At 69.7% G+C, this 12,446-nt stretch carries 14 protein-coding genes; 7 read left to right on the forward strand and 7 right to left on the reverse strand.

Features of this window, described 5'->3' with window-relative positions; all coding sequences use genetic code 11:
- Window positions 1–31 precede the first annotated feature (31 nt).
- Entirely contained in the window at window positions 32–793 is a 762-nt protein-coding gene (locus tag ACFVVM_RS21890) for a DUF2470 domain-containing protein (RefSeq protein WP_387621177.1), read from the reverse strand.
- Between the two features lie 111 nt (window positions 794–904).
- On the opposite strand from ACFVVM_RS21890, the gene ACFVVM_RS21895 reads away from it, so the two are divergent.
- Genes ACFVVM_RS21895 through ACFVVM_RS21905 form a run of 3 tightly spaced genes read left to right on the forward strand, consistent with a single transcriptional unit; the run spans window position 905 to window position 2,966 of the window.
- On the forward strand, window positions 905–1,339 hold the full coding sequence (locus tag ACFVVM_RS21895) for a hypothetical protein (RefSeq protein ID WP_387621180.1): 435 nt from the start codon (window positions 905–907) through the stop codon (window positions 1,337–1,339).
- Between the two features lie 47 nt (window positions 1,340–1,386).
- Complete coding sequence (gene pheA / locus ACFVVM_RS21900) at window positions 1,387–2,301, forward strand: prephenate dehydratase (RefSeq protein ID WP_387621182.1); 915 nt, start codon at window positions 1,387–1,389, stop codon at window positions 2,299–2,301.
- On the forward strand, window positions 2,298–2,966 hold the full coding sequence (locus ACFVVM_RS21905) for a histidine phosphatase family protein (RefSeq protein ID WP_387621185.1): 669 nt from the start codon (window positions 2,298–2,300) through the stop codon (window positions 2,964–2,966). Before pheA ends, ACFVVM_RS21905 begins: the two co-directional genes overlap by 4 nt.
- A 19-nt stretch (window positions 2,967–2,985) precedes the next feature.
- On the opposite strand, the gene ACFVVM_RS21910 is transcribed toward ACFVVM_RS21905, so the two are convergent.
- From ACFVVM_RS21910 to ACFVVM_RS21935, 6 genes are all read right to left on the reverse strand, one after another.
- Window positions 2,986–3,822, reverse strand: a complete 837-nt coding sequence (locus ACFVVM_RS21910) for an ESX secretion-associated protein EspG (RefSeq protein WP_387621188.1) — start codon at window positions 3,820–3,822, stop codon at window positions 2,986–2,988.
- Window positions 3,819–4,931 (reverse strand): PPE domain-containing protein, encoded by a 1,113-nt coding sequence (locus ACFVVM_RS21915; RefSeq protein ID WP_387621191.1) that lies wholly within the window; start codon window positions 4,929–4,931, stop codon window positions 3,819–3,821. Before ACFVVM_RS21915 ends, ACFVVM_RS21910 begins: the two co-directional genes overlap by 4 nt.
- A 48-nt stretch (window positions 4,932–4,979) precedes the next feature.
- A complete protein-coding gene (locus ACFVVM_RS21920; protein ID WP_387621194.1) occupies window positions 4,980–5,291 on the reverse strand; it encodes a PE family protein in 312 nt (103 codons plus the stop codon).
- Window positions 5,292–5,400: 109 nt separating this feature from the next.
- Window positions 5,401–5,739: a metallopeptidase family protein gene (locus tag ACFVVM_RS21925; protein ID WP_387622307.1), complete on the reverse strand. Its 339-nt coding sequence runs from the start codon at window positions 5,737–5,739 to the stop codon at window positions 5,401–5,403.
- A 14-nt stretch (window positions 5,740–5,753) separates the two neighbouring features.
- Entirely contained in the window at window positions 5,754–6,830 is a 1,077-nt protein-coding gene (locus tag ACFVVM_RS21930; protein WP_387621197.1) for a septum formation family protein, read from the reverse strand.
- Between the two features lie 56 nt (window positions 6,831–6,886).
- A complete protein-coding gene (locus ACFVVM_RS21935; RefSeq protein ID WP_387621199.1) occupies window positions 6,887–8,584 on the reverse strand; it encodes an aldehyde dehydrogenase family protein in 1,698 nt (565 codons plus the stop codon).
- 81 nt (window positions 8,585–8,665) lie between these two features.
- Between ACFVVM_RS21935 and serS the strand changes: the two genes are divergently transcribed.
- From serS to ACFVVM_RS21955, 4 genes are all read left to right on the forward strand, one after another.
- On the forward strand, window positions 8,666–9,922 hold the full coding sequence (gene serS / locus ACFVVM_RS21940; RefSeq protein ID WP_387621201.1) for a serine--tRNA ligase: 1,257 nt from the start codon (window positions 8,666–8,668) through the stop codon (window positions 9,920–9,922).
- 78 nt (window positions 9,923–10,000) lie between these two features.
- The gene (locus ACFVVM_RS21945) at window positions 10,001–11,842 is read left to right on the forward strand and encodes a putative bifunctional diguanylate cyclase/phosphodiesterase (protein ID WP_387621204.1); all 1,842 of its coding nucleotides are present in this window, start codon (window positions 10,001–10,003) and stop codon (window positions 11,840–11,842) included.
- 38 nt (window positions 11,843–11,880) lie between these two features.
- Window positions 11,881–12,174, forward strand: a complete 294-nt coding sequence (locus ACFVVM_RS21950; RefSeq protein ID WP_387621207.1) for a type II toxin-antitoxin system Phd/YefM family antitoxin — start codon at window positions 11,881–11,883, stop codon at window positions 12,172–12,174.
- Window positions 12,171–12,431 carry a Txe/YoeB family addiction module toxin gene (locus tag ACFVVM_RS21955; protein ID WP_387621209.1) on the forward strand — a complete coding sequence of 87 codons (261 nt, stop codon included), beginning with the start codon at window positions 12,171–12,173 and terminating at the stop codon, window positions 12,429–12,431. Before ACFVVM_RS21950 ends, ACFVVM_RS21955 begins: the two co-directional genes overlap by 4 nt.
- Window positions 12,432–12,446 lie beyond the last annotated feature (15 nt).

Genomic DNA, 12,446 nt, shown 5'->3' on the forward strand with positions numbered 1-12,446 from the left:
GACCGGTTCGTGGGCCGGTACCCGCCGGAGATCAGATGCGGCGCAGGCCGTTCAGGAAGGGGCAACCGGCCAGGATGCGCACGGCCTTGCTCAGCGATTCGATGTCATCGGCGGGCGTGGCGAAGGGCAGGCGCACGTCGTGATCGCCCTCGGGGCCCTCGACCCGCAGGGTCAGGCCGTAGCGGTCGATGGCCAGCGGATGCACCATGCCGCCGCGCAGCCGGGTGGGCAGGTGGCGCGACAGCTGGGCGACGACATCGGCGTGGTCTTCGGCCATGTGCTGCAACCAGGCGCCCTCCATCTCGCAGAAGGGGTCGGCGGTGGCCGCGCGCAGGTCGGCGTGGTCGACCGATTCGGCGCCGGAGGTGTCGGCCAGCACCGCCGAGTTCACCACCACCCGCAGCAGCGTGACCCCGTGGCCGACGTCGAGCAGGCCCGGATGCGGGTATTCCTTGGCGATCTCGACCGCGAGCGCGCGCTGGGCCTGCATCGGCACCTGGCGCACCCAGCCGCGCAGCCACACCAGCGCCCTGACCGGTTCGCGCAGCGGCAGCGGCGCGTGATCGGTCAGTTCCAGCACCGCCGAGGTCTCGTTCGCCGTCGCCGCGAGGGCGGCCGCGAGCGAGGTGGCGGGGACGGCGACGACCGCGTCACCGCACCGGCGCAGGTGGTGCAGCGTGGTCGGCACCGGGTCGATGCCGGGGAGCGCGAGCACCGCCGTTTCCGCGTGCGAGCACGCACTGCGAACACGCTCGGCGGTGGTCGGCGCGAGAATCGTGGTGGGGCTCGACATGAAAACCTCCGCGAACTGTCGATTAGGTAAACCTAAGCTAAGTTACAAACCCGCTCTACGCAAGAGGACACCGCGGCGAATCACGTGACGATGTGGATCTACGGTGGTCCGATGACGCACGACGACCACGGCGACGACCACCGCACCCCCACCGCCGAGCCCGTCCTGGTCAGTCTGTCGGCCCCCGCCCGCCGCAGCCTGGTGGCCGGACTGGTCCGCCCCACCGGCGGCACACCCGACCCGGTCGAGCGCGTCGACGTCGACATCCCCGACCCCGACCTCGCCGCCTACCTCGCCGGAATCGCCCACGCCGACCACGGCTTCGTAGCCGTCACCACCAGCGGCCCCCGCGCCCTCGCCGTCGTAGCCGCCACCGTAGCCGCCCTCTGCGGAGAAGACATCCCGAATGCCCTGACCACCCCAGACCTGACCTTCCTGAAGTCCCTCAAACCAGCAGCCATCGAAGCCACCCGCAACGTCTTGCTCGCCATAGAAACACCGGCAGAGCAACAGGTGCGTGAGGCGCTGCAGGTCTTGGACGCCTGACTCTCCACTGTCGAAAACCCCGCGGCGCCAGCCGCTAAAATTGCGCCGTGCCGTCTATTGCTTATTTCGGGCCTTCCGGAACGTTCACGGAGATGGCTCTGGTGAAGTTCGAGAACTCGGGGGCCTTCCACGGTCCGGTCGAGCGCGTCGCCGCGCCCAGTCAGGGGGCGGCGCTGGATCTGATCCGCTCTGGCGCGGTCGATGGTGCGGTGGTGCCGATCGAGAGTTCGGTGGAGGGGTCGATTCCGGCGACGCTGGATTCGCTGGCCATCGGGCCGCGGTTGCAGATCGTCGCCGAGACCGAGCTCGAGGTGAGCTTCACGATTCTGGCGCGTTCGGGCACGTCCCTGGCCGAGGTGCGCACGCTGGCGGCCTATCCGGTGGCGGCCGCGCAGGTCAGGGAGTGGGTGGCGCGGAATCTGCCCGAGGCGCGCCCGTTCGTCTCGGCGTCGAACGCCGCCGCCGCCGAGGACGTGGCCGCCGGGACCGCCGACGCGGCGGTGTCGACAGCGCTGGCGGGCGAGCGGCTGGGCCTGACGGTGCTGGCCGACCAGGTGGCCGATCACGAGCAGGCGATCACCCGGTTCGTCCTGGTGACCCGCCCCGGCGTCGCCCCGCAGGCCACCGGCGCCGACCGCACATCGATCGTGCTCGAACTGCCGAACGAACCCGGCTCGCTGATGCGCGCCTTCGCCGAATTCGCCACCCGCGGCGTCGATCTCACGCGCATCGAATCCCGGCCGACCCGTACGGGGATGGGCACCTACCGGTTCTATCTCGACTGTGTCGGCCACATCGACGATCCGGCGGTGGCCGAGACCTTGAAGGCGCTGCACCGCACGGCGCGCATCCGGTATCTCGGCTCGTGGCCCGCCTCGGCGACGGTCGGTACCCCGCCGCCCTCGGACGAACCGGCGGCAGAATGGTTGACACAATTGCGAAAGGGGGTCGCGGACCTATGATCACCCGTCCGAAACTGGTGCTGGTTCGCCACGGCGAGACCGAAGGCAACGTCGCGCGCATCCTCGACACCCAGGTGCCCGGCCTGCCGCTGACCGAACGCGGTATCGCGCAGGCGAAGGCGTTCGGCGCCGGGCTGATCCGCCCGCCGCAGGTGCTGGTCACCTCGGAGGCGCTGCGGGCCCGGCAGACCGCCGGTCACATCGAGGAGGCGACCGGGATCGGCGCGCAGGTGCTCGACGGCCTGTTCGAAGTGCAGGTAGGTGAACTGCACGGACGGTCCGATCGGGCCGCGCACGAACTGTTCCAGGAGGTCTACCGCGGCTGGCACCTCGGCGAGCTCGACATCAGGACACCCGGCGGTGAGTCCGGCCGCGACGTGCTCGACCGGATCCTGCCGGTGCTCGACGGGCTGCGGAAGGAGTTCCTGACCGGCCAGGCCGACGGCGATGTGCTGGTCGTGAACCACGGCGCCGCAATGCGTTTGGTCGGCAAGGCGCTCTCGGGCGTCGCGCCGCCGTTCACGACGAACAACCACCTCGACAACACCGAGACGATCGAGCTGCTCCCCACCGAGGACGGCGGCTGGGAGTGCATTCGGTGGGGCCGGTTCACCCCACCGTTCACGGTCAAGGCCGAGCCGTCCGCCGACGACCCGATGGGGTGAGGCGTCGGCGGCGCGGGCGTCAGCTCGGGCGGTCGGCGCGTGCGATCGGGAAGTCCGCGCGCACCGGCAGCGACTCGATCAGGTCCGCCACCGCCGTGCGCAGGCGCGCCGGACTGCCGGTGGCGATCGAGGACCACTTCACCCCGTCGTCGGCGACGCTGGCGGTGATGATGAATCGGCCACCGCGCGTGTTGAACACGGCGATGTGGTTGTCCTGGATCTCGCGGGTGCCGTCACCGTAGGCGATGCCGACGATCTCGGCGTAGGAGTGGATCTCCACCAGCGCCGAGGCGAGCACCTGGGCGTCGGTCGACGGGTTGCCGACCTTGCTCAGGCGCTGCGCGGTGGCGGCCGCGTCACCGGTGTCGTTGAACAGCGGCGCGAGATCGTCGGTCGGCGCGTTGAGTCCGTACAGCTCGAGCGCCTCGGTGGGCCCGAGCGCCTGCAGCACCGCGCCGGGCAGATCCAGACCGGCATCGTCGATGACGTAGGAGGTCGGCCCGCGCAGGGCGACGACCGCACGGTCCTCGCCCTGCGCCAGACAGAATCGGTTGACCTGGCCCGCGACCACCCAGCGCATCTCGATGACCCACTGCGGCCGGTAGAGCACCCGCAGGCGCTCGGCGAGCTCGGGCGCCACCACGTCGCCGAACAGCAGTTCGCGTTCGGCGAGCGCGGCTTCGGCGACCTTCATGGCGGCGTCGTGGTCGGTGACGTTGTCGTACCGGCCCTTGGCGTCGAGCACCACGGGCATCTCGTCGAACTGCAGCGTCTCCAGGAGGTGCTGCATGTCGTCGAGCGAGAGCACGACGGCCTCGAGCAGCGAACCTCCGCTGCCCCCGCCCAGAACCGTCACTTGGCCGTCCCGGCGAGATCGGCGCCGATCACGCCCTCCGCGGCGTAGCGGCCGTCGGTGAAGGCTTCGTTCGAGCTGCCGTAGTCGATGGCGTCGTGCTCGTCGTCGTCCTCGCCCTTGGTGGCGGCGCGGTTACCCATCAGCGGGTTGGCGCCGGACGCGGCCGGACGCGCGGCGCTGTCCACACGGGCGGCCGAGGAATCGGCGACCGGCGCGGCAGCGGGTGCGCTGGCCGCGGGGGCACCCCAGCCGTCGGGCAGCTTGAGTCCGCCGAGCGCGGCACCGGCCGAGGTGGTCGCCAGACCACCGGCGGCGGCACCGACCGCGCCGACACCCATCGCGGCGGGAGCCGCGGCGGCGGGCATGGTGGCCCCGCTGGTGGCGGCCGACAGCGCGGTGGCGCCGATGTTGCCGACCGTGCCGACCCCACTGGTGACCACACCGCCCGCGACATTCGCGGCCTGGGTGGCCGCGCTGACCACACCGGGGTTGGTGACGAAGGCCTGGGCCGCCGCGACCGCGGTCTGGATCGGGTCGCCACCGAAGTCGCCCTGTGCGGTCCCGGCACCACTGGCGATCGAGGGCGGCTGCTGGAACTCACCGGGCGTCAGCACGGTGGCGGTGGTGGCGGCCTCGTAGGTCTCCATCACCAGCGCGGCGCGGATGTCCATGGCGCTCTTGGCGACCTCGGCGGCGGCGAACGCGCCGGAGGCGGCACCGGCCGGGTTGGCCGAGGCGACGACCGCGCCGTTGGTCGCGATGATCTCGGGCAGGCTCGGCATCGCGATCGAGGCGACGGTGTAGGCGGTGGCGTTGGCGGCGGCTTTGGTGCCCATGGCCGCGGCCAGCGCGCCCTGCTGGGCCGTCCAGCCCAGGAAGGGCGCGAGCTTGGCGAGCACGGCGAGGCCGTTGACACCCTGCAGGCCGACGCCTACCTCGGCGATCACGCGGGTGAGGGTGAAGGAGGCGTCACCCCAGGCCGCGGTCAGCGTGCCCCACGAGGTGGCGGCGGCCGAGATCGGAATCGCGCGCGCCCCCGCGTTGAGGGTGGTGGAGTTGAACTCTGCCATGCGAGGCAGCCAGAACACCCCGGTGATCCCTGCGGTCATGCTTGTTTCTCCCCTGAATGGATTCTCGTCGACGGATCGGAGGGCGGGCTACACCTGGATGGCGTTGATGACCGCGCCGCGGACCCCGTCTTGCCCGATGTGGGTGCTCAGCTGCGAGCGGATCGTGGCCGCCGCGTGATGCAGCTCGAGGATGGCCTGCGCGATCGCCGCGTCATGGGTGCCCGCCGCCTTGTTGAAGTGATTGGCGGCGAGCAACGACACCTCTTCGGCGCCCGAGGGCAGCACATGGGTGGTCGGCCCGGCCAGGGCGGCGACGGCGGCGAGGCGGTCGGCGAGCAGATCCAGCTCGACGGCAGCGGCGAGGACGATTTCAGGCGTGACGGAAATGTGTCCAACCATGACCCGACTCCTTCTGGTGGCGACTATCGGGAACCACGAGAATTCCCCCTACGAGTGATAGGACGCGCGAGCGGGTCGTTCGGTTCCATCGATCCCCCACCCAATCTCGCTAGCCCCATCCCAGCTCATGCAACCGGTCGTCGTCAATCCCGAAATAGTGTGCTATTTCATGGATCACGGTGATCGCGACCTCTTCGACCACGTCGTCGTCGGTGTTGCAGATATCGAGAATAGCCTCTCGATACACGGTGATGGTATCCGGCAGCGAGCCCGCGTAGTAGCTGTCTCGCTCGGTGAGCGCGATTCCGTGGTACAGCCCGAGCAGCGAGGGCTCCTCGTCGTTGCGCGCCTCGACCAGGATCACCACGTTGTCGATGGCGTCGGTGAGCTCGGGCGGGATCAGGTCGAGCGCGTCGCCGACCAGCTCCTCGAACCGCTCGGCCGGCATCCGCTCCGGTGCGCTCACCTGGGCTGGGGCTGCGGCGGCAGCGGTGCGGCGCCCGGCAGCGGGGCCGGGGTGGAGCGGCCGGTGTTGGGCGGCGGCACGGGGGCCTGGCCGTCGATCAGGATCTCCCCGCGCGCCGAACCGACGATCGGCGCGAAACCCTCACGGTCGGCGCCCTTTCCGAGCCAGCAGTCCAGTTTCTGGCTGCCCGCCAGCCAGCTGGCCGGTTCCAGATAATCGAAGAACAGGGTCAGCGTCTTGTTGCGGATGGCCTCCGGGCTGCCGAGATACTCGGTGGAGAGCCGGTTGCACTCGGACTCGACGTACTTGTCCTGATCGGCCTCCGACGGCGGTCCGCCGGTGAAATTGGCCGCCAGGTCGACCGTGCCGACGATCTCCACCGAGTGCGGCTGGGCGCAGTCGACCGGATCGGTCGGCAGGTTCTGGTTGATGCCGAGGCAGGTTCCGCTGGCGTGCACCTTGGACTGGTCCTGCTCGAGGATGCTGCCGGCCGAAGCCGGACTGGCCGTGGTGGCCGCGACCTGCACGCCGCAGCGCAGCGTGCGGTCGCCGTGCTGCCAGCCCGCCGGGCTCGGCGACATCACGTTCACCATGTACCGGCCGCGCGGGTCGAAGCGTCCGCCCACGTACTTCTGCACGGCCGACACGCAGTGCTCGTCCCTGAGCTCGGTCATCCGCAGCGAATCGGGGTGCCGGGTGCCCTCGCCGAACTCGCGGCCGGGGTAGGCGCTGAGATCGATCACCCCGGCCACCTCGAACAGGTGCTTGTCCGCGCAGTTCACCTTCACCAGGTCGCTGCGGTCGGGCTTGGTCCAGCTCAGGCAGTCGCCCGCGTTGGCGCTGCTGAACTCCTTGTCCCTGACCACGGGCTCGGCGCCGGGGGAGTGCGCCTCGACCTTGTCGGTGTCGAAACCGCTGACCGTCATGGTGACCATCGCGGCGATCACCGCGCCGAGGGCGCCGATCAGCAGCCCCCACCGCAACTTCGTCGCCGACAGGTGCAGCGAACTGGCGACGCGGCCACGCGACGCGGTCTCGGATCCCTGCTCTTGGTCACTCTGCTCTTCGGACATCGCGGTCCATCATGGCAGCGTGGTCGCGGCTGTGCCACGACCACGCCACTTATCGCTCAGCCGCGCAGGGCGGAGGCGAAGATGCCGGGGAGCCGTCGGATCTTCCCGTCGCCGTAGAAATCGGTCAGCTTGCGGCCGGTGGAGGTGCCGGTCTTGTTGGAGACGAACCACGGCGGCTTCGGGCTCAGGGTGAACTCGCCCGCCAGGATCGCGCGCGGGGCGGGGCGGAAGGGTCCGCGGACCACGGTGCGTTCGACATCGTCGAGCAGGAAGGCGTTGTGGACGACGCCGACGCCGCTCTGGATGTCGTCGAGGGTGTGGCCGGGGAAGGCGCCCCAGCTCGCGCGCGGGGTGAGGAAGGCCAGGCCGGTCCAGGCGTTGAGCGCGACGGTGCCGTAGCGCAGCTTCTCGATGGCAGCGTCGAGTTTCGCGCCGAGCGCCTTGATGGTGCCGGGGTGGGCGATGATGTTGGCACCGAGGGTGCCCATCAGTTCGTCGTTGGCGAAGTCGACCGCGTTGCCGAGGAATTCGGCGCCGGAGCCGGGCAGTTCGACCACGCCGAGGACCGGCGAGAAGTACTCGGTCTGCAGCAGCGGGGTATCGGCGGTCGGCAGGTTCTCCACCAGCACGCGGCCGTTGGCGCGACCGGCATCCGGGTAGCTCTCGAGCGCACCGGCGACGCGGTCGGCACTGCCGGGGTAGTAGGCGGTCCGTGTGGGCGCCTGATCGATCGCCGCGCGCAGCTCGGTCAGGAACTGGTCCTTCAGCGGCCAGTCGGCGCTGAGCACCACGGTCTGCGCGGCGACGCAGTTGTAGCCGCCGTTGTGCAGACGCTGGGTGGCCACGTGCTCGGCCTGGAACTTCAGATCCGCCGGGCTCCACTCGCCGGGGACGACGATGACCGGCGCGACCCCGCCCAGTTCGGAGGTGATCGGCTTGTCCAGCGCGGGCTTGCCCTCGGCCCGGCGCCGCGCGCCTTCCTCGCCCCGGCCCCAGACGATCGCGTCGTGGGTGGGCGCGCCGCCGGTCATGTGCACGTGCGCGACCTGCGGATGGTTCACCAGGTACCCGCCCTCGGGCGCGCCACCGGTGAGGATGCGCACCACGCCGAGCTCGATGAACGGCGCGAAGATCGCCTGGAACACCGGCAGCAGCGGATCGGTGATCGGGTTGAGCTTGAGCGCGACCACCCGGTTGTTGGCGTAGAGCTCGTAGAGGGTGTCCAGCGGCGCGATCGACATGATGTTGCCCGCGCCGAGCACCGCGCCGACGCCCTTGGTCGCGGCAGGGTCGAGCTGGGCGAGCCCGGCCTTGCGACGCGCGGTGGCGCCGTCGACACCGGGACGCAGCCACACATCCGCGCTGAATCCGCTCAGCAGCAGTTTGTCGTAGATGCCGTGCGGCAGCGCGGGCACCGTGATCCGGCCACCGGGCGCGGCACCGAACTCGACACCGTCAAGAGGGCTTGCGCCCTGCTCGAGGGCGGCGAGCGAATCGCTGAGCGCCTTCGCCCCGCCCAGCATCGTCATCGGGCCCGACATCCACTCCTCGCCCACCAGCGGGCTGTCGGGATCGAGCTGCTTGATGGTGCGGGCGGCGGCGACCCAGGCCTCGGCATCGCGGGCGGTCAGCGCGTGGAGTTCGTCGAGCAGTTCGCGGCGGCGACGCAGGTCGGTCGCCGCCCAGGTCTTTTCCCCCTGTGTGAGGTCGGCGAGCGCGTTGTCGATGACGGCAGTGTCGAAAGTGGTACTCACACCGCAACTATGCTCCTGTTCGCCCTGCTTGGCATAGGGGCGAAAGAATTTGCGTTGCGCAAACTACTAGGCTGTTTGTTCATGATCGACCTCCGATTCCTGCGCGAGAACCCGGAAGCCGTCCGTGCCTCGCAGCGGGCCCGTGGTGAGGACCCCGCGCTCGTCGACGCCCTGCTCGAAGCCGATGCCGCGCGCCGCGCCGCGGTCGCCACCGCCGACTCCCTGCGGGCCGAGCACAAGGCGATGGGCAAGGTGATCGGGAAGGCGAGCAAGGACGAGCGCCCCGCGCTGCTGGCCGCCGCCTCGGACATGTCGGCCAAGGTCAAGGAGGCCGAGGTCGCCCAGAACGCGGCCGACGCCGATCTCGACGCCGCGCACCGCGCGATCTCCAACGTCGTGCAGGACGGCGCCCCCGCCGGCGGCGAGGACGACTACATCGTGCTCGAAACGGTCGGCACCCCACCGGAATTCGACTTCGAGCCCAAGGATCATCTGGAACTGGGCGAATCGCTGGGCCTGATCGACATGGAGCGCGGCGCCAAGGTGTCGGGCTCGCGGTTCTACTTCCTCACCGGCCACGGCGCGCTGTTGCAGCTGGGTCTGTTGCAGCTGGCCGCGCAGAAGGCGGTGGCCAACGGTTTCACCATGATGATCCCGCCGGTGCTGGTGCGCCCGGAGATCATGGCCGGTACCGGCTTCCTGGGTCAGCACTCGGCCGAGGTCTACCACCTGGCCGATGACGACCTCTACCTCGTCGGCACCTCGGAGGTGCCGCTGGCGGGCTACCACGCCGAGGAGATCCTCGACCTGAGCGCGGGCGCCAAGCGCTACGCGGGCTGGTCGTCGTGTTTCCGGCGCGAGGCCGGTAGCTACGGCAAGGACACCCGCGGCATCATCCGCGTGCACCAGTTCGACAAGGTGGAGATGTTCGTCTACACCACCCCCGACCAGGCCGATGCCGAGCATCAGCGGCTGCTGGCCTGGGAGCGCGAGATGCTGGCCGCCATCGACGTGCCCTACCGGGTGATCGACGTCGCGGCGGGCGATCTGGGCAGCTCGGCGGCCCGCAAGTTCGACTGCGAGGCCTGGGTGCCCACCCAGCAGACCTACCGCGAGCTCACCTCCACCTCGAACTGCACCACCTTCCAGGCGCGCAGGCTGGCGGTCCGCTACCGCGACGAGAACGGGAAGGCGCAGATCGCGGCCACCTTGAACGGCACGCTGGCGACCACGCGCTGGATCGTGGCGATCCTGGAGAACCATCAGCAGGCCGACGGTTCGGTGCGGGTGCCCGCGGCGCTGGTGCCCTTCGTCGGCACCGAGGTGCTGAAACCGTAGACCTCTCCACTGTTTGCCGGGCGGGCATTTGTAGCATGTGGCAAACGACCTGACCCGACAACATCTAGGCTGGTGCTCGTGCGAGGAATCGGGGCGCGCGGCGATACCCGAACCCGGGTGCGGGCGGCATCGGCGTTGGCGACGGCAAAGGTCATGGCCAGGACAACGGGGGCGTTCTACGTCCTCGGAGGTGTCCTCGGCCTGACGATCACTGCCGTGGCACCGGGCGACGACGGCAATCGGTTGCTGGTCGGAACCGCGGCCGCGGTCGCGCTGTTCCTCGGGCTGACCCTGCTGGCCTGGGGTCCGCGGATGCCGCACGCCCTGCACCACCTCTACCTCGCCACCGCGACCGTGCTGGTGACGATCGCGGTGCACTCCTTCCCGAACCTGGTCGGCGGCATCACGCTGGCCTCGTTCTATGTCTTCATCGCCTGCGACGCCGCGCTGTTCTTCGCCTGGTCGCAGGCGGCCGCGCACATCGGTTTCGCGATGGCGCTGTGTCTGTGGGTGCTGCCCGATCGCGGGCTGCCGTGGTGGTCCGGGCTCATTCCCGCCGGTGTCACCTTCGGCGCGGGCGTGGTCGTCGGCATCCTGACCAGGATGGCCTCCGACGCCGATATCGACGTGCTCACCGGCCTGATGAACCGGCGCGGGTTCGAGAAGCAGCTCAACCCGGCGATCGACGCGGCCGGTCGCGGCGGTCAGGGGCTGTCGCTGGTCCTGGTCGATCTCGACCGCTTCCAGAAGATCAACGACCATCTCGGCAACCGCGCCGGTGACGCGGTGCTGCAACGTGTCGCCGACACCTGGCTGGACCTGCTCGCGCCCGACCAGGTGCTGGCCCGCTTCGGCGGCGACGTCTTCGCCCTGCTGCTGCCCGGCACCACCGAGCAGGCCGCGATCCTGCTCACCGAGCAGCTGCGCGCCGCGGTGACGATGGGCTGTTCGGCCGGTGTCACCTCCTGGCAGCCGGGCGAATCCGGATCGCTGCTGATCAGCCGTGCCGACGTGGGCCTGTACCGGGCCAAGCAGGCGGGCCGCAATCGCACGGTGCTCGAGTCCTCGCGGCAACTGCCGCTGGCGGTGGAGCTGCGCGAGGCGATCGACCGCGGCGCGCTCGATGTGCACTACCAGCCGATCGTCAGCCTGAGCGAGGACGGCGGCCAGGCGGTCGGGGTCGAGGCGCTGCTGCGCTGGTCGTCGAACGCCCAGCCCGAGGTCACCACCGAGGGGCTGATCCGGGTCGCCGAGGAATACGACCTCATCTCCGACCTGGACGAGCTGGTGTTGCGCCGCGCCTGCGCCGACGCCGCCCGCCTGCAGGAGAGCTTCGCCTCGCTGAACCTGACCCTCAATGTCAACGTCTCCGGCCTGGAACTGGCCGAGACCGATTACGCCGAGCGGGTCGCGACCATCCTGGCCGATACCGGCTGGCCCGCCGACCAGCTCGTCCTCGAGGTCACCGAGAGCGAACTCGCCGCCGAATCCCAGACCGCCATCGCCAACCTGCACACCCTGCGCGACCGTGGCGTGCGCATCGCCATCGACGATTTCGGCACCGGCTACTCCTCACTGAGCCGCCTGGCCACCATCCCCAGCGACATCCTCAAGGTCGACCAGTCCTTCGTCGCCGCCATCCGCTCCGATTCCCCGGCCCCACCCCTGCTCGGCGTGATCGCCGCCCTCAGCAAGTCGCTGGACCTGCAGGTCATCGCCGAGGGCGTGGAAACCGAGTACCAGGCCGCGGTCCTCACCGAACTCGGCTTCGCGCTGGCCCAGGGCTACCACTACAGCGATTCGCATCCGGTCTCGGAACTGATCAACGACCTCAACGAGGGCGGCGGCGCGCTGGCGAGCGCGAAGACCACCGACGACGACGATTCCCTCGCCGCCAACGGCTGGCTCCCCTTCCCCTGACCAATACAACGTGTACAGGAATCCTGTACATTTGTGTCATGAGGCAGATCAGCTACACCGAAGCGCGCGCGACGTTGGCGAGCGTGCTCGACGCTGCCACCGATGACCTCGAGGAGGTTGTCGTCACTCGGGCCGGCCACGATGCTGCCGTGGTTGTGTCGTTGCGTGAGTACGAAGCGCTGAAGGAGACCGCGCATCTACTCGGCTCGCCCGCGAACGCGCGACATCTCCAGCGCGGCTTGGAAGAGTTCGCGGCGGGCGGTTTCGTTCCGCAGGAGAAACTCGAAGTCCCCGACGAAGATCCGACCGGCGATGCGGCCGGTGTCGCGTGAAGCTGGACTTCTCGAGCGAAGCCTGGGCTGACTATGAGTGGACGGTCACCAACGACCGCGCGGCGGCCCGCAAGATCAACCGCCTTTTCGACGACATCGCGGTCAACGGGCAAGCGGGTGGTATCGGCAAACCCGAGCCCCTGCTACACAGCCTTTCAGGCTGGTGGTCACGCCGGATAACGCAGGAGCACCGCTTGGTCTACCGCGTCGACGATGGCGTGATCCGCGTGCTGTCGTGCCGGTATCACTACGAGTGACCACGGGCGCGATAT

It is taken from the genome of Nocardia sp. NPDC058176 (genome assembly GCF_042883805.1).
Classification (GTDB): Bacteria; Actinomycetota; Actinomycetes; order Mycobacteriales; family Mycobacteriaceae; genus Nocardia.